Raw genomic sequence first — 16,774 nt, 5'->3', positions numbered from 1 at the left:
AAAGCCTGCTTCCGCAGGCTTTTTTATAATTTAATTCAACATATTACGAATAACATAGTGCAAAATACCATCGTTTTGGTAATAGGTCAGCTCTGTCGCGGTATCAATACGACAACGACACGAAATCACCTCTTTTCGCCCATCCGCACGGACCATATTCACCGGGATAGTCGCTCCCGGTTTAATATTTTGTAAGTCCGTAATATCAATGACTTCCTCCCCGGTTAACCCCAGGGTTTTACGTGTAACCCCCTGCGGAAATTCCAGAGGCAGGATCCCCATGCCAATCAGGTTAGAACGGTGGATGCGCTCAAAAGATTCGGCGATTACTACGCGAATACCTAACAAACGCGGGCCTTTCGCCGCCCAGTCCCGACTGGAACCCGAGCCATACTCCTTGCCAGCAACAATCGCCAACGGGGTCTTCTCTTGCTGGTATTGCATAGCGGCGTCATAGATAGCCATCACTTCTGTACCCGGCAAATGACGCGTCATCCCCCCTTCCACACCCGGTACCATTTCGTTACGGATACGGATATTGGCAAACGTGCCACGCATCATTACTTCGTGGTTTCCACGGCGAGAACCGTAGGAGTTAAAATCTTTGCGCTCAACACCGTGGCTTTGCAGATAGCGACCCGCCGGGCTGTCCGGCTTGATGCTCCCCGCAGGAGAAATATGATCGGTGGTGACGGAATCGCCGAGCATCGCCAGGATACGAGCACCATGGATATCCTGTACCGGGTCCGGCTTCGCCTGCATACCATCAAAGAACGGTGATAACCGGATGTAGGTTGAGTCCGACTGCCAGCCATAGGTGTCTGCACGATCAACATTAATCGACTTCCATTCCGGCGTGCCTTCGAACACTTCGGCATACTCTTTATGGAACATCTCGGTAGAGACCTGCTCCACGGCACGGGCAATTTCCTGCGCACTCGGCCAGATATCTTTCAGATAGACAGGATCGCCTTTTCTGTCATGACCCAGCGGGTCTTTCGTCAGATCAATATTCATATTCCCGGCCAGCGCATAAGCCACCACCAGCGGCGGAGAAGCCAGCCAGTTTGTCTTCACCAGCGGGTGGATACGCCCTTCAAAGTTACGGTTACCGGAAAGTACCGCCCCTACCGTCAGATCACCTTTTTTAATCGCCGTTTCAATAGGGTCAGGTAACGGGCCAGAGTTGCCGATACAGGTAGTACAGCCATAACCAACAAGGTTAAAACCCAGCTCATCAAGATACGGCGTCAGTTTTGCCTGCGCCAGGTAATCAGAGACGACTTTTGACCCAGGCGCCAGCGACGCTTTCACCCACGGTTGGCGCTTCAGACCAAGCGTCACTGCTTTTTTCGCCAGCAACCCAGCCGCCATCAGGACGCTGGGGTTGGAGGTGTTGGTACATGACGTGATCGCTGCAATCACCACAGCACCATCCGGTAACTGATATTGATGACCGCTCATGACATAGTCGACCGGTTGACGATCTTTTTGCGAGCTATTCACTTCAAGTTCATTACTCGCGGCGAATGCTTTCGGCACATCACCCAATGCGACACGATCCTGTGGACGCTTCGGCCCGGCCAGACTGGCTTCCACAGTGCCCATGTCCAGTTCCAGTGAGCTGGTAAACACAGGCTCATCACCTGGGTTACGCCACATCCCCTGTGCTTTAGCATACGCACCGACTAATTCAACCTGCTCTTCACTACGCCCACTCAGACGCATGTACTCAAGAGTTACCCCGTCAATCGGGAAAAAGCCGCAGGTTGCGCCGTATTCCGGCGACATGTTAGCAATGGTCGCCCGGTCAGCGAGCGGCAGGCTGTCCAGCCCATCACCATAGAACTCAACAAATTTACCGACCACACCGTGTTTACGCAGCATCTGCGTGACGGTCAGTACCAGATCGGTAGCGGTGATCCCTTCGCGAAGTTTACCAACAAGTTTGAAGCCCACGACATCCGGAATCAGCATTGAAACCGGTTGCCCCAGCATGGCGGCCTCAGCTTCAATCCCTCCGACACCCCAGCCCAGCACACCGAGACCATTAATCATCGTGGTATGGGAATCGGTACCGACCAGCGTGTCCGGGTAAGCGATCCACTCGCCGTTTTGCAGCTCACTCCACACCGCTTTACCCAGGTATTCGAGGTTTACCTGGTGGCAAATTCCTGTTCCCGGTGGAACGACACTGAATCGGCTAAACGCCTGCTGCCCCCATTTAAGGAACACATAGCGCTCATGGTTGCGCTCCATTTCCAGTCGAACGTTCTCTTCAAAAGCATCATCGTCACCAAAACGATCGACCGTAACGGAGTGATCAATAACCAGATCAACAGGTGAAAGCGGGTTCACTTTTGCTGTATCCCCGCCAAGGCGTTTAACCGCTTCGCGCATGGCAGCCAGATCGACCACTGCCGGAACGCCGGTAAAGTCCTGCATGAGAACGCGAGCGGGTCGGTAGGCAATTTCGCGCTCGGCATGCGCCGTTTTCAACCATTGCGCCAGAGCATGAATATCCTCTTCGGTAACAGAGTCACCGTCCTGCCAGCGAAGCAGGTTTTCCAGCAATACTTTTAGTGATTTAGGTAAACGGGTGATATCACCCAGTGATTTGGCAGCCAGGGGCAAACTGTAGTAGCGGTAGGTTTTATCTTTAACCTGCAATGTGTCCTTACTGGCTTCTCGTAGGGTAGACGACATAGCTCCTCCTTAAATGACAGGGTTGGATCCCCTGATTTTCATCAGGGTTAGTATTAAAGATAACACAAACAAAATGTAACGCTTTGATAACAACTCAAATTGATAAACGAGGAGAACGACAAAAAGGTAACGAACTATGCAAGTGGCGGGGAATAAGATTAAAGTGCGGTAAATGAAAGGACCCGATACATCGATGCAACCGACAATACGCTGTTTAGATGGCGTACTGCGATTGCGATGTGATTATTCATACTGAATTCAATAAGCATGTTAATACTTATTATAAAACACGTATTGCTTATTGTTCTTGCTTATCATCTTCAATAAACAGATCAATAAATGCCCGTTGCTCAGGTGAAAGATCCCACGAAGCGGGAATATCCTGCTTTTTTTCTATACCGGTTTCATTCTCTTGCTCATTATTATGATGAGCAGGTGTAACAGTAGACTGCTGTTCCTGCGTGGACATCAATTACCCCCACACTTTCCAGACCACCAGAGCAACCACGATCCAGAACACGGCGGAGCCCAGAAACACGATGAACCATGCTTTACGTTTCATCGCGGGATCTCTGCGCGCAGGCTGGTTTCCAGAAGGCATTGCTAACCTCATACTATCGAAATCACTTATCATTTAGGCACCAAACAATCGGTACAATTAATCATCAGATAAGAGGAATCCTAATAAAAACATCCTGAAAAAGCCAGATAATTTTCGAACCCAGCTTTATAAATAACTTAATTGTTTGATCGGTTATAAATATTTGAAAGGGATTTTGGCAGGGTTACTCAGTTGAAACTACTTTGGAGAATATTTTCCATAAATAATATAGGGATAATAGACAAATAAAAAATCATGAGTACATTCAACCGCCCCGCTGGTATGGCTGGAGAACCAGGATACCAACGAGGCAACTTCCGTTATTATTTCTCTGGCAATTTAATATCTTTGAACATAGCTTCAATATCATCGTTGGAACGCAACGCCACCGCCGTATCCACCACATCGCGTGTCAGATGCGGTGCGAAACGCTGAATAAAATCATACATGTAGCTGCGTAAAAACGTGCTGCGACGAAAACCAATTTTAGTGGTGCTGTGACTGAAAATATCATGAGCATCAACACGCACCAGATCCGGATCAGAGATAGGATCTACCGCCATGCTGGCAATCACGCCCACGCCCAGCCCCAGTCGGACATAGGTCTTAATAACATCGGCATCAGTCGCGGTAAAGACAATACGCGGCTCCAGCCCCGCACGGTTGAACGCAGTGTCCAACTCCGAGCGTCCGGTAAATCCAAACGTGTAGGTCACCAGCGGATATTGCGCCAGCTCTTCAATGGATACGGAGGCTTTGCCTGCCAACGGATGGTCTGGCGTAACAACAATCGAACGGTTCCAGTGATAGCATGGCAGCATCACCAGATCATCGTACAAATGCAGTGCTTCCGTCGCGATGGCAAAATCAGCATTCCCTTTCGAAACAGCCTCGGCAATTTGCGTCGGCGATCCCTGATGCATATGCAACGAGACGCGAGGATAACGCTCAATAAAACCTTTAATCACGTTGGGCAGCGCGTAACGCGCCTGGGTGTGCGTGGTGGCGATATACAACGAGCCTTTGTCGGGCCAGGTATGTTCACCTGCAACCGACTTAATAGCATCCACTTTAGACAAGACTTCGCGGGCAATACGAATAACTTCCTGCCCTGCCGGAGTCACCTGCGTCAGGTGCTTACCGCTACGGGCAAAAATCTGGATGCCAAGCTCATCTTCCAGCATACGAACTTGCTTACTGATCCCTGGCTGGGAGGTATAGAGTCCTTCGGCCGTTGAGGAGACATTAAGGTTGTGATTTACCACCTCAACGATATAGCGAAGCTGCTGTAATTTCATGTTAAGCCATCCAGAATTATGCCATCAGAACATCGTTTAAAAGCAGACTCACACGCGCTGCTAATACGATTTAATAATAAAAAGCCTGCCAACTATAACCACTATATCATTTCTATGTACGCTGTATAGGGATGACAAAAAATAATACGCCAGAAACAAAAAGGGCCGCTTACGCGACCCTTTGAGGAGAAATTCAGCCGGAATGCTGTTATTTCTTCCCTTCTACCCATTTGCCATCAACGAAAAATGCAGACCACCCGGTTGCTTTACCGTCTTTTTCCGCAGCGACATACTGCTGCTTAGTTTTACGGCTAAAGCGAACCATCGACTTATTACCATCGGGGTCCGTCTGCGGCGCATCGGCCAGATAGCGCAGTTTTTCCGGCAAACGATCGCGGAAGCGATACAACTCTTCCACTAACGGCGCACGGGTTTCACGTGATTTCGGGAAGGTGTTCGCAGCCAGGAAAATACCTGCTGCACCATCACGCAACACGAAATACGCGTCCGATTTTTCACACGGCAGTTCCGGCAACGGAACAGGATCTTCTTTCGGCGGAGCCACTTCGCCGTTACGCAGGATCTTACGGGTGTTTTTACACTCGTCGTTAGTACATGCCATGTATTTACCGAAACGCCCCATTTTCAGGTGCATTTCAGAACCACATTTCTCGCACTCAACGACAGGACCGTCATAACCCTTAATGCGGAACTCGCCCTCTTCGATCTCGTAGCCGTCGCAGGTTGGGTTATTACCACACACATGCAATTTACGCTTAGGATCGATAAGATAACTGTCCATTGCCGTACCGCACTTCTGGCAGCGGCGTTTGGCGCGCAATGCGTTCGTTTCCGCGTCGTCGCCTTCCAGCACGTTCAATACTTCGTTTTCCGGCACCAGGTTAATGGTGGTTTTGCAACGCTCTTTCGGGGAAAGTGCGTAGCCGGAGCAACCAAGGAAAACGCCGGTGCTGGCGGTACGAATACCCATCTTGCGCCCACATGTCGGACAATCAATGCTGGTCAGCACCATCTGGTTCGGACGCATACCGCCTTCTTCAGGATCTTTCTCGGCTTTATCCAGTTGCTGAGTAAAATCGCTGAAGAAGTTGTCGAGCACACCTTTCCACTCGGCTTCGTGGTTCGCCACCTGGTCAAGGCTGTCTTCCATCTGCGCGGTGAAATCGTAGTTCATCAGTTCGCGGAAGTTTTCTTCCAGACGATCGGTGACGATTTCACCCATTTTTTCTGCGTAGAAACGACGGTTCTCCACGCGAACATAACCGCGATCCTGAATCGTAGAAATGATCGACGCATAGGTAGATGGACGACCAATGCCACGCTTTTCAAGCTCTTTAACCAGCGAAGCCTCACTGAAGCGCGCAGGCGGTTTAGTAAAGTGCTGTGCTGGCGTCAGTTCGATAAGCGTCAGCATATCGCCTTTTTCTACCGCCGGTAAGATGCGATCTTCATCACCCTTACGCAGTGCAGGCATTACTTTCGTCCAGCCATCGAAGCGCAGAATACGACCGCGCGCCTTCAGACGGAAATCACCCGCGCCCACGGTCAGCGTGGTGGAATCATATTTAGCAGGGGTCATCTGACAGGCAACAAACTGGCGCCAGATCAACTGATACAGTTTTTGCGCATCGGCTTCCATATCTTTCAGCGATTCCGCCTGTACGGCGACATCGGAAGGACGGATAGCTTCGTGCGCTTCCTGCGAGTTCTCTTTGCTGGCGTACTGGTTCGCGCTCTCCGGCAGATATTTTTTACCAAAATTATCGCTGATGTAATCGCGAACCATAGTCACTGCATCCTGGCTCAGGTTGGTTGAGTCAGTACGCATGTAAGTGATGTAACCCGCTTCATACAAGCGCTGCGCCATCATCATGGTTTTCTTCACACCGAAGCCCAGACGCGTGCTCGCAGCCTGCTGTAGCGTGGAGGTGATGAACGGCGCGCCCGGCTTGCTGCTGGTCGGCTTATCTTCACGTTCCAGAACGCTGTAGCGCGCTTTTTCCAGCAGGCTTACTGCCGCGAGTGTTTGCTCGCGATTAACCGGACGGAACGGTTTATCGTTCTGATGCGTCACTTCGAGCGGTAACGCATCGCCGCCTGGCGTCGTGGTATTGGCATCAATTTCCCAGAACTCTTCGGGTACAAATGCCTTGATTTCGCGTTCACGCTCAACCACCAGACGCACGGCAACCGACTGTACGCGGCCAGCAGACAGGCCACGGGCAATTTTTTTCCACAGCAGCGGCGACACCATATAGCCCACAACACGGTCCATAAAGCGGCGAGCCTGTTGCGCATTAACACGATCGATGTTCAACTCGCCCGGTTTTTCAAACGCCTGACGAATAGCATTTTTAGTAATTTCGTTAAACACCACGCGGCTGTAGCGGGTGTCGTCGCCACCGATAACTTCCCGCAGGTGCCAGGCAATGGCTTCCCCTTCGCGGTCAAGGTCGGTTGCGAGATAGATGTGGTCGGCTTTTTCAGCCAGTTGTTTCAGCTCAGAGACAACTTTCTCTTTACCAGGCAGCACTTCATAGCGCGCATCCCAGTTGTGCCACGGGTCAACGCCCATGCGGTTGACGAGAGCGCCACGTTCATCCTTTTTGGGCTTTTTAGCCGTTTTGGTGGAGGTTGAGTCGGCGCTCTTTTTAGTTGCTGAGCCACTAGTCGGCAAATCACGGATATGACCGACGCTGGATTTCACCACGTAGTCATTACCCAGATACTTGTTGATCGTTTTGGCTTTTGCCGGGGACTCAACGATGACAAGAGCTTTACCCATATTCACCTTTACCTAATTTGATTCTTCCAGAATGCGTCGCACGTTGATTCACCTTCCACTGGCGACGAGACATTGATATGGTCTCTGCGTCGGCGGATATCAACCCTTTAAACTGATTCGCGCTTGTAATGTAACTCTCATGTAACTGAGTTAACAGGCTTTTTTTCTCACAAACGCTCTAGCACGACGAAGTATTGGTCGAATGTCAAGCAAATCTGTTGCCAGATTGACGAAAGCGTCACACTGTACCTGATAAAATGCGTTACGCAACTTTATTAGCATGCAAAAACAAATCTCGCCAGTTGTAACACTGTCGTAAAACCTTCATTTATGTCAGGGAATATTTGCCCATAAGGCGGGCTCAGCGTAGACTAATGTCCTTGTTTAAGGAGTAAATCATGCATAAAGACACTCAACCCATCGATCGCGAGACACTGCTGATTGAAGCCAACAAAATCATTCGTGAGCATGAGGACACGCTGGCGGGGATTGTCGCCACCGGCGTTACGCAGCGAAACGGCGTGCTGGTTTTCAGCGGAGATTACTTTTTAGACGAGCAGGGGCTGCCGACGCCCAAAAGTACGGCTGTGTTTAATATGTTTAAACACCTGGCGCACGTACTTTCTGAAAAGTATCACTTGATCGATTAACGCGAGAAATCATTTGCCGGATGGCGGCGCTGCCTTCTCCGGCCTACGATGCTCTGAACCTGTAGGCCGGATAAGATGCGTGGGCATCGCCATCCGGCAATTGCAATTTTACATCAGGGGCTTCTGTCCCCGCTGCCACCAACGCATGAGTAAGCGGTCTGCACTTTCTGCCGCGCTGCCAGTGAAACGGTCCATCAGTTTTTTACGCTGCATATAGCGGACGTTCAGCACTTCACGGCCATCCATCAACCCCAGAATCACTTCGTCACTGGTATTGATCTCATCGACCAACCCGTTTGCCAACGCCTGTTGCCCGAACCAGTGTTCACCGGTGGCAACCTGCTCAATGTCCAGAGTTGGACGCATACGCTGCACAAAATGTTTAAACAGATGATGGGTTTCATTCAAATCTTCACGGAATTTCTGTCGCCCTTCTTCCGTGTTTTCACCAAGCAGTGTCAGCGTGCGTTTGTACTGTCCTGCCGTGTGCAGTTCGATATCAATATCCTTGCTTTTCAGGAAACGGTTAAAGTTTGGGATCTGCGCGACGACGCCAATAGAGCCGACAATGGCAAACGGCGCTGAGACAATTTTATCCGCCACGCAGGCCATCATATATCCGCCGCTGGCAGCGACTTTATCTACCGTGACGGTTAGCGGGATCTGCTTATCGCGCAGGCGTTGTAACTGCGAAGCGGCCAGACCATAGCCATGTACCACACCGCCGGGGCTTTCCAGACGCACAACCACCTGATCTTGCGGTTTCACCACTGCCAGTACCGCCGTGACCTCTTCCCGTAATGCGCTGACCTCGTGGGCGTCCATACTGCCCTTAAAATCAAGCACCCAGACGCGAGGTTTTTCTGATGACGAACTGTCCCCCAGTTTTGCTTTGGCTTTAGCGGTTTTGGCCTCCAGCTTGTGCTTCTTTTTCTGCGCTTTATGCCATAACTTCTGCTGATGACTATCCAACAATGCCATCGACAGATCTTCCTTCATCTCTTTATATTGATCGCTAAGATTAATAACGCGTAGTTCACCCCGCTGACGCTTACGTTGTGTCGCGTTTACAATCAGCATGACAATCACCGCAATAGCCACCACAACAGTGACAATTTTTGCCAAAAACAGCCCATATTCAGACAACAATTCCACGAGACCCACCTTGGTTAAACAACGCTACTTTCGCTCAGTGTACAACAGGCGTGTAAACCCGTCTTGCTTCATCCATCCGATGCTGAATCAGCAAAAAGCATGACAAAGTGTTCATTTTGCGGTGTTATTACCTTTGGCTGATTGAAAAACACCAGTGTTTAAGGCATAAAGCCGAAAAGTTATCGCGAACGAGATGGCCAGACGTCGCCGAGGAGTAGCCGTGCATTACCAACCTAAACAAGACCTGTTACAGGATCGCATTATTCTGGTCACCGGAGCCAGTGATGGCATCGGGCGTGAAGCCGCGCTTACCTATGCACGCTACGGCGCGACCGTTATCCTGCTTGGACGTAATGAAGAAAAATTGCGTCAGGTTGCCCGCGCCGTCGCCGATGAAAACGGAACACAACCACAATGGTTCACGCTGGATCTACTGACCTGTACCTCTGAAGAATGTCACCAGCTTGCGCAGCGCATTGCTGCACATTTCCCGCGTCTGGATGGCGTACTGCATAACGCCGGATTACTCGGCGATATTTGTCCAATGAGTGAACAAAACCCGCAAGTCTGGCAGGATGTGATGCAGGTAAATGTAAATGCCACTTTTATGCTGACTCAGGCATTGCTGCCGTTGTTACTCAAATCAGATTCAGGATCGCTGGTCTTCACCTCCTCCAGCGTCGGTCGTCAGGGACGGGCTAACTGGGGAGCGTACGCCACCTCGAAATTTGCTACTGAAGGAATGATGCAGGTACTGGCAGACGAATACCAGAATCGTCATTTGCGCGTAAATTCCATTAATCCAGGCGGCACGCGTACCGGCATGCGTGCCAGCGCATTCCCAACGGAAGATCCGCAAAAACTCAAAACCCCCGCCGATATTATGCCGCTTTACCTGTGGCTGATGGGCGATGACAGCCGCCGTAAAACCGGTATGACTTTTGATGCCCAGCCGGGCCGTAAACCAGGAATTGCCCAATGAGTGAAGAACGCTATCAGCAGCGCCAGCAGCGCGTAAAAGACCGGGTTGACGCGCGTGTTGCGGCCGCCAGGGACGAGCGCGGAATTATCATCGTTTTTACCGGTAATGGTAAAGGTAAAACTACAGCTGCGTTCGGTACAGCGACCCGCGCGGTGGGCCACGGCAAAAAAGTCGGTGTAGTGCAGTTCATTAAAGGTACATGGCCAAACGGCGAAAGAAACCTGCTCGAACCTCATGGTGTAGAATTTCAGGTGATGGCGACCGGGTTTACCTGGGAAACACAGAATCGTGAAGCTGACACCGCTGCCTGTCTGGCCGTATGGGAACACGGTAAGCGAATGTTGACCGAACCTGAGCTGGATATGGTTGTGCTGGATGAACTGACGTATATGGTGGCCTACGACTACCTACCGCTTGAAGAGGTGATCAACGCCTTAAACGCGCGCCCAGCCCAGCAGACGGTCATTATTACTGGTCGAGGATGCCATCGCGATATTCTGGAGTTAGCCGACACGGTCAGCGAGTTGCGTCCGGTCAAGCATGCTTTTGAGGCGGGCATTAAAGCCCAAATGGGGATTGATTACTAACAGCAGGCCGGATAAGGCGCTTGCGCCGCATCCGGCTCCACGCTAACGCCTGATGGCGCTTTGCTTATCAGGCCTGGTCATGATTAACCGTTGTTGCTGCGTCCGCCCGGGCGACGGCTGCTGCCGACCTGAGAGTGACGTTTCACCGCACGACGGATCTGATTCGCCTTCATACGGCGACGATCTTTCTCGACGGCCACTTTAGAGGTCGTTTCTGGCTTCAGCTCCACCAGTTCACGCAAATAGTTGGTCTGAGCAAGATCAAGCTCTGTCCAGCCACCACGCGGCAGGCCTTTCGGCAGCGGGATATCACCGTAGCGTACACGGATCAGACGGCTTACCTGCACACCTACCGCTTCCCACAGACGGCGAACCTCGCGGTTGCGGCCTTCAGTCAGCGTGACGTTATACCACTGGTTAATCCCTTCACCACCGCTGAACTTGATCGTTTTAAACGCAGCCGGACCATCTTCCAACTGTACGCCACGGCTCAGATCACGCAGTTTAGCATCGTCAACCTGACCGAATACTCGCACCGCGTACTCGCGTTCAACTTCACGGCTCGGGTGCATCAGACGGTTCGCCAGTTCACCATCAGTAGTAAACAGCAGCAGACCACAGGTGTTCACGTCCAGACGACCTACGGCAATCCAGCGCGCGTCGCGCAGTTTTGGCAGGCGATCAAATACGGTCGGACGACCTTCCGGGTCGTTACGGGTACACAGTTCACCTTCCGGCTTGTAATAAGCCAGAACGCGGCAGATTTGTTCTGCAGATTCTTTCACCGAAATCAGATGACCGTCGATACGGATTTTCAGACCCGGCGTCACTTCAACGCGATCGCCGAGCGTGGCAATTTTGCCATCAACGCTCACGCGACCCGCGGCAATTATGGATTCAATTTCACGGCGAGAACCGTGGCCAGCACGCGCCAGCACTTTTTGTAACTTTTCGCTCATAGAGCTTCCTTTAGGTGTCGCCTTCACAGGCGTCGAACAGGAGAATCAACGGCGCCAGTCAGCGCCATTTTAAGGCCGCGTAGTATAGCGGTTCGCGCCCTTATAAGAAAGGTTTAACGTCACCAACACCTTCGCGCAATACCACCGGGGAATCGTCGGTTAAATCGATGACCGTGGTCGGCTGTTGGCCAAGATATCCACCATGGATAATCAAATCCACCAGTTTCTCCAGACGGTCTTTAATTTCTTCCGGATCTGACTCAGTAAAATCACTGCCCGGCAGCATCAGTGATGTGGAGAGCATCGGCTCGCCCAGCGCTTCAAGCAGCGCCAGTGCAATTGGGTTCGAGGGTACACGAAGGCCGATAGTCTTACGTTTTTCCTGCAACAAGCGGCGCGGAACCTCTTTCGTCCCCTTAAGGATGAAGGTGTAATTGCCCGGCGTGTTGTTTTTAATTAATCGGAAGGCCACGTTGTCGACAAACGAATAGGTCGACAGTTCAGACAGGTCACGGCACATCAGCGTAAAGTTGTGCCCGTCCGGCAGGTGACGGATGCGACAAATGCGCTCCATTGCACCTTTATCTTCAATTTTACACCCCAACGCATAGCCGGAATCGGTTGGATAGACAATCACCCCACCTTTCCGCACGATATCAACGGCCTGGTTGATCAGTCGCTGCTGCGGGTTTTCGGGATGAATATAAAAAAACTGGCTCATACTTTCCTCTCTGTGGTCTCGGGCTGCTCCCAAAGTTGCCAGACGCCTTCTACGCCTGCGGGCAACCAGAGTTTACGCCCCAGTTCAATCCATGGGCAGGGTAGATGAAAATCAGACCCTTGCGATGCCCACAGTTGATGCTGACGCGCAAGCGTCGCCAGATGGGTGCGTTCATTGGGAGACTGCTGGCACTGTGCCACCTCCATCGCGTCACCGCGGTGCTCAGCAAAATGCGCAACCAGTCTTTTCAGCCACTTAGCGCTAAGATCGTACCGACCAGGATGAGCCAGAACTGCCTTACCGCCAGAATGATGAATGACATCAATAGCTTGTTCTATTGTACACCACTGTGGCGGAACGTAACCGGTTTTCCCACGAGCAAGATATTTTTTAAAGACATCCGCCATGGTTGTGGCTTTGCCACATTCCACCAGGAAACGCGCAAAATGCCCCCGCGTAACCGCCCCGCCATCAGCCAGTCGTAGAGCCCCTTCCCATGCGCCGGGAATGTGCGCTTTGTCGAGCCGTTCAGCAATCAGGCGCGCGCGCTGCTGGCGACGTTCCGTCTGTTGCGCCAGAAAGTCGCACATCACTGGATGCGCGATATCAATGTTCAGACCCACTATATGGATCTCATGGTTTTCCCAGACCGTTGATATCTCAACGCCAGAGATCAAATTTAACGCTAAACCTGAACGTGAAATTTCTTCTCTTGCCGCCGCAATGCCCGCCGTGGTGTCATGATCTGTGATCGCCAGTGTACCGACTCGCATCTCTACCGCACGGTGTACTAAGGCTTCTGGCGTTAATCGCCCATCAGAAGCAGTAGTATGGCTGTGCAGGTCATAAATCACTGCGTAATTCGTGTCGCTCAAGGCGGCTCCCGTTTCAATAAATGTCGTAACACGCCCATCATAACGGTTTCGACAAATATACTGAAATCAGGTGTTGACTTTATTCCACCGAACTAGTTAACTAGTACGCAAGTTCACATGAAGAAGGTATCTGAGATGAAAGCAACATTTATCCTGCACGGTTGGTGGCGCACTTCCTGATTTCGGGCAGTGTCTTACGTCTGCAATATGCAACCAGATACCCGGCCCGCCAAATGAGCGGGCTTTTTTTTGAACAAAATTAATGAGAATAACGATGCAAACACAAAAACCAACACTTGAACTGCTCGCCTGCGATGCCGCCTACCGTGAGAACCCGACGGCGCTGTTTCATCAGGTGTGTGGCGCACGACCGGCAACGCTGCTGCTGGAATCCGCCGATATCGACAGCAAGGACGATCTCAAGAGCCTGCTACTGGTCGACAGCGCATTGCGCATTACCGCTCTGGGTGACACTGTCACTATTCAGGCACTGTCGGCGAATGGCGCATCGCTGCTGCCCCTGCTGGACGCCGCCCTGCCCGCGGGCGTTGACAACGATAAACAGCCGAATGCTCGTCAGTTGACATTCCCCAGCGTAAGCCCGCTGCTGGATGAAGATGCCCGCTTATGTTCCCTTTCTGTATTTGATGCGTTCCGTTTACTGCAGGAACTGGTTAATGTTCCGGCGCAGGAACGTGAAGCGATGTTCTTCGGCGGTCTGTTTTCCTACGACCTGGTTGCCGGATTTGAAGATTTACCCCAGCTTGAGGCGGGTAACCAGTGCCCGGACTACTGCTTCTATCTGGCAGAAACGCTGATGGTTATCGACCACCAGAAAAAAAGCACCCGCATTCAGGCCAGCATCTTTACGCCAAATGACGAGGAAAAACTACGACTGAACGCCCGCCTGGCACAGTTGAGCCAACAGCTCACCGAACCCGCACCGCCGCTGCCCGTCACTGAAGTCCCGCAGATGCGCTGCGAATGCAATCAGAGCGATGAAGAGTTCGGCGCCGTAGTACGTGGCATGCAAAAAGCGATTCGCGCGGGCGAAATTTTCCAGGTGGTTCCATCTCGTCGTTTCTCGCTGCCCTGCCCGTCGCCGCTGGCAGCCTACTATGTGCTGAAGAAAAGCAACCCCAGCCCGTACATGTTTTTCATGCAGGACAACGAGTTCACACTGTTCGGCGCATCGCCGGAAAGCTCGTTGAAATACGATGCCACCAGCCGCCAGATTGAAATTTACCCGATTGCCGGGACCCGCCCACGCGGTCGTCGTGCAGACGGAACGCTTGACCGCGATCTCGACAGCCGTATCGAGCTGGAGATGCGTACCGACCATAAAGAGCTTTCAGAGCACCTGATGCTGGTTGACCTGGCGCGTAACGACCTGGCGCGCATCTGTACGCCGGGTAGCCGCTACGTTGCGGATCTCACCAAAGTGGATCGTTACTCCTTCGTTATGCACCTGGTTTCGCGCGTGGTCGGCGAATTACGTAGCGATCTGGATGTGCTGCATGCTTACCGCGCCTGTATGAACATGGGCACGCTGAGCGGCGCGCCGAAAGTTCGCGCTATGCAGCTTATCGCCGAGGCCGAAGGTCGACGCCGTGGAAGCTATGGCGGTGCCGTAGGTTACTTCACCGCCCATGGCGATCTGGATACCTGTATTGTGATTCGTTCCGCCCTCGTGGAAGACGGTATTGCTACCGTACAAGCCGGTGCCGGGATTGTTCTGGATTCTGTTCCGCAGTCTGAAGCCGATGAAACCCGTAATAAAGCGCGTGCGGTTCTGCGTGCTATCGCCACCGCACACCACGCACAGGAGACTTTCTGATGGCTGACATTCTGCTGCTCGATAATATTGACTCTTTTACCTATAACCTGGCGGATCAGCTACGTACTAATGGTCACAACGTGGTGATTTACCGCAACCATATTCCGGCCCAGACGTTGATTGACCGTTTAGCAACGATGAAAAATCCGGTGCTGATGCTCTCTCCAGGTCCTGGTGCGCCCAGTGAAGCGGGTTGCATGCCAGAACTGTTAACCCGCCTGCGCGGCAAGCTGCCGATCATTGGCATCTGTCTGGGTCATCAGGCGATTGTTGAGGCCTATGGCGGATATGTGGGCCAGGCTGGAGAAATCCTGCACGGCAAAGCGTCCAGCATTGAACACGACGGTCAGGCAATGTTTGCTGGTCTGGCGAATCCGCTGCCGGTGGCACGCTATCATTCGCTGGTTGGCAGCAACGTTCCGGCAGGATTAACCATCAACGCCCACTTTAACGGCATGGTGATGGCGGTGCGTCACGATACCGATCGCGTGTGCGGTTTCCAGTTCCATCCGGAATCCATTCTGACCACCCAGGGCGCGCGTCTGCTGGAACAAACGCTGGCCTGGGCGCAACAGAAGCTTGAACAGACCAATACGCTGCAACCTATTCTGGAGAAACTGTATCAGGCTCAGACGCTGTCCCAGCAGGAAAGCCACCAGTTGTTCTCTGCCGTGGTCCGCGGTGAACTGAAGCCGGAACAACTGGCAGCGGCGCTGGTGAGCATGAAAATTCGTGGCGAGCATCCGAATGAAATTGCCGGTGCGGCAACCGCGCTGCTGGAAAATGCCGCCCCGTTCCCACGCCCTGATTATCTGTTTGCCGATATTGTCGGTACCGGTGGTGATGGCAGCAACAGTATCAATATTTCCACCGCCAGCGCCTTTGTTGCAGCGGCTTGCGGACTGAAAGTTGCCAAACACGGTAACCGCAGCGTTTCCAGCAAATCGGGTTCTTCGGATCTGTTAGCGGCATTTGGCATCAATCTGGATATGAATGCCGATAAATCCCGCCAGGCGCTTGACGATCTCGGCGTGTGCTTCCTGTTTGCGCCGAAATACCACACCGGTTTTCGCCATGCGATGCCGGTACGCCAGCAGTTGAAAACTCGCACGCTGTTTAATGTGCTTGGGCCATTGATTAATCCGGCACATCCGCCGCTGGCGCTGATCGGCGTTTACAGCCCGGAGCTGGTGCTGCCGATTGCCGAAACGCTGCGCGTGCTCGGCTATCAGCGAGCAGCCGTAGTGCACAGTGGTGGCATGGACGAAGTTTCGCTGCATGCACCGACCATTGTGGCTGAGCTGCACGATGGGGAAATCAAGAGCTACCAGCTAACGGCGGAAGACTTTGGCCTGACGCCATATCATCAGGAACAGTTGGCTGGCGGCACGCCGGAAGAAAACCGTGACATTCTGAGTCGCTTGTTACAAGGTAAAGGTGAGGCCGCTCATGAGGCTGCTGTTGCCGCGAATGTCGCCATGTTAATGCGCCTGCACGGTGAAGAAGACTTAAAAGCCAACGCGCAAACCGTGATTAATGTGCTGCGCAGCGGTGCGGCTTACGACCGTGTTACTGCACTGGCAGCGAGAGGGTAAAT

The 16,774-nt window shown here is 52.3% G+C and carries 15 protein-coding genes and 1 other annotated feature; of the genes, 6 read left to right on the top strand and 9 right to left on the bottom strand.

The window, feature by feature from the left end; translation table 11 throughout:
- Window positions 1–30: 30 nt before the first annotated feature.
- From acnA to topA, 5 genes are all read right to left on the bottom strand, one after another.
- Complete coding sequence (gene acnA / locus HV041_RS07590; RefSeq protein ID WP_048211499.1) at window positions 31–2,706, bottom strand: aconitate hydratase AcnA; 2,676 nt, start codon at window positions 2,704–2,706, stop codon at window positions 31–33.
- 298 nt (window positions 2,707–3,004) lie between these two features.
- Window positions 3,005–3,175: a hypothetical protein gene (locus tag HV041_RS07585; RefSeq protein ID WP_165712368.1), complete on the bottom strand. Its 171-nt coding sequence runs from the start codon at window positions 3,173–3,175 to the stop codon at window positions 3,005–3,007.
- Between the two features lie 3 nt (window positions 3,176–3,178).
- Window positions 3,179–3,319, bottom strand: coding sequence for a YmiA family putative membrane protein (locus HV041_RS07580; protein WP_213083770.1), 141 nt, complete (start codon window positions 3,317–3,319; stop codon window positions 3,179–3,181).
- A gap of 311 nt (window positions 3,320–3,630) precedes the next feature.
- Complete coding sequence (gene cysB / locus HV041_RS07575) at window positions 3,631–4,605, bottom strand: HTH-type transcriptional regulator CysB (RefSeq protein WP_005126442.1); 975 nt, start codon at window positions 4,603–4,605, stop codon at window positions 3,631–3,633.
- A gap of 208 nt (window positions 4,606–4,813) precedes the next feature.
- Complete coding sequence (gene topA / locus HV041_RS07570; RefSeq protein ID WP_121584712.1) at window positions 4,814–7,411, bottom strand: type I DNA topoisomerase; 2,598 nt, start codon at window positions 7,409–7,411, stop codon at window positions 4,814–4,816.
- Between the two features lie 398 nt (window positions 7,412–7,809).
- Here topA and HV041_RS07565 point away from each other — a divergent pair, with 398 nt between their 5' ends.
- Window positions 7,810–8,061, top strand: a complete 252-nt coding sequence (locus HV041_RS07565) for a YciN family protein (protein WP_003020616.1) — start codon at window positions 7,810–7,812, stop codon at window positions 8,059–8,061.
- A 108-nt stretch (window positions 8,062–8,169) separates the two neighbouring features.
- Here the strand turns inward: HV041_RS07565 and sohB are convergent, their stop codons facing one another.
- Complete coding sequence (gene sohB / locus HV041_RS07560; RefSeq protein ID WP_121584713.1) at window positions 8,170–9,216, bottom strand: protease SohB; 1,047 nt, start codon at window positions 9,214–9,216, stop codon at window positions 8,170–8,172.
- Between the two features lie 220 nt (window positions 9,217–9,436).
- Between sohB and HV041_RS07555 the strand changes: the two genes are divergently transcribed.
- On the top strand, window positions 9,437–10,198 hold the full coding sequence (locus HV041_RS07555; protein WP_121584714.1) for a YciK family oxidoreductase: 762 nt from the start codon (window positions 9,437–9,439) through the stop codon (window positions 10,196–10,198).
- A complete protein-coding gene (cobO, locus tag HV041_RS07550) occupies window positions 10,195–10,785 on the top strand; it encodes a cob(I)yrinic acid a,c-diamide adenosyltransferase (RefSeq protein ID WP_048211495.1) in 591 nt (196 codons plus the stop codon). Before HV041_RS07555 ends, cobO begins: the two co-directional genes overlap by 4 nt.
- Before the next feature lie 83 nt (window positions 10,786–10,868).
- Here cobO and rluB read toward each other — a convergent pair whose 3' ends face one another.
- The 3 genes from rluB to rnm all read right to left on the bottom strand — a co-directional run bounded on the left by rluB (window position 10,869) and on the right by rnm (window position 13,340).
- The gene (rluB, locus tag HV041_RS07545) at window positions 10,869–11,744 is read right to left on the bottom strand and encodes a 23S rRNA pseudouridine(2605) synthase RluB (protein WP_003020625.1); all 876 of its coding nucleotides are present in this window, start codon (window positions 11,742–11,744) and stop codon (window positions 10,869–10,871) included.
- Between the two features lie 100 nt (window positions 11,745–11,844).
- Window positions 11,845–12,465, bottom strand: coding sequence for an L-threonylcarbamoyladenylate synthase (locus HV041_RS07540; protein ID WP_121584715.1), 621 nt, complete (start codon window positions 12,463–12,465; stop codon window positions 11,845–11,847).
- The gene (gene rnm, locus HV041_RS07535) at window positions 12,462–13,340 is read right to left on the bottom strand and encodes an RNase AM (RefSeq protein ID WP_048211492.1); all 879 of its coding nucleotides are present in this window, start codon (window positions 13,338–13,340) and stop codon (window positions 12,462–12,464) included. Before rnm ends, HV041_RS07540 begins: the two co-directional genes overlap by 4 nt.
- 135 nt (window positions 13,341–13,475) lie before the next feature.
- Here rnm and trpL point away from each other — a divergent pair, with 135 nt between their 5' ends.
- The 3 genes from trpL to trpD all read left to right on the top strand — a co-directional run bounded on the left by trpL (window position 13,476) and on the right by trpD (window position 16,772).
- The gene (gene trpL, locus HV041_RS07530; protein ID WP_133087228.1) at window positions 13,476–13,520 is read left to right on the top strand and encodes a trp operon leader peptide; all 45 of its coding nucleotides are present in this window, start codon (window positions 13,476–13,478) and stop codon (window positions 13,518–13,520) included.
- Window positions 13,497–13,591 (top strand) — a sequence feature (Trp leader region). It overlaps the preceding gene by 24 nt.
- A 23-nt stretch (window positions 13,592–13,614) precedes the next feature.
- A complete protein-coding gene (locus HV041_RS07525; RefSeq protein ID WP_121584716.1) occupies window positions 13,615–15,177 on the top strand; it encodes an anthranilate synthase component 1 in 1,563 nt (520 codons plus the stop codon).
- Entirely contained in the window at window positions 15,177–16,772 is a 1,596-nt protein-coding gene (trpD, locus tag HV041_RS07520; protein ID WP_003020639.1) for a bifunctional anthranilate synthase glutamate amidotransferase component TrpG/anthranilate phosphoribosyltransferase TrpD, read from the top strand. The genes HV041_RS07525 and trpD overlap by 1 nt, the downstream gene beginning before the upstream one ends.
- The last annotated feature ends 2 nt before the right edge of the window (window positions 16,773–16,774 follow it).

Origin of the sequence: Citrobacter sp. RHBSTW-00029 (assembly GCF_014104295.1) — a bacterium.
In the GTDB taxonomy this organism is placed as follows: domain Bacteria; phylum Pseudomonadota; class Gammaproteobacteria; order Enterobacterales; family Enterobacteriaceae; genus Citrobacter; species Citrobacter youngae.
The sequence above is the reverse complement of the archived record's forward strand: the minus strand, read 5'-3'. Positions and strand labels throughout refer to the sequence as shown.

Bases quoted from the DNA above. Each gene is read 5' to 3' on its own strand.
- acnA (WP_048211499.1), bottom strand. From the start codon at position 2,706: ATGTCGTCTACCCTACGAGAAGCCAGTAAGGACACATTGCAGGTTAAA.
- HV041_RS07585 (WP_165712368.1), bottom strand. From the start codon at position 3,175: ATGTCCACGCAGGAACAGCAGTCTACTGTTACACCTGCTCATCATAAT.
- HV041_RS07580 (WP_213083770.1), bottom strand. From the start codon at position 3,319: ATGAGGTTAGCAATGCCTTCTGGAAACCAGCCTGCGCGCAGAGATCCC.
- cysB (WP_005126442.1), bottom strand. From the start codon at position 4,605: ATGAAATTACAGCAGCTTCGCTATATCGTTGAGGTGGTAAATCACAAC.
- topA (WP_121584712.1), bottom strand. From the start codon at position 7,411: ATGGGTAAAGCTCTTGTCATCGTTGAGTCCCCGGCAAAAGCCAAAACG.
- HV041_RS07565 (WP_003020616.1), top strand. From the start codon at position 7,810: ATGCATAAAGACACTCAACCCATCGATCGCGAGACACTGCTGATTGAA.
- cobO (WP_048211495.1), top strand. From the start codon at position 10,195: ATGAGTGAAGAACGCTATCAGCAGCGCCAGCAGCGCGTAAAAGACCGG.
- rluB (WP_003020625.1), bottom strand. From the start codon at position 11,744: ATGAGCGAAAAGTTACAAAAAGTGCTGGCGCGTGCTGGCCACGGTTCT.
- HV041_RS07540 (WP_121584715.1), bottom strand. From the start codon at position 12,465: ATGAGCCAGTTTTTTTATATTCATCCCGAAAACCCGCAGCAGCGACTG.
- HV041_RS07525 (WP_121584716.1), top strand. From the start codon at position 13,615: ATGCAAACACAAAAACCAACACTTGAACTGCTCGCCTGCGATGCCGCC.
- trpD (WP_003020639.1), top strand. From the start codon at position 15,177: ATGGCTGACATTCTGCTGCTCGATAATATTGACTCTTTTACCTATAAC.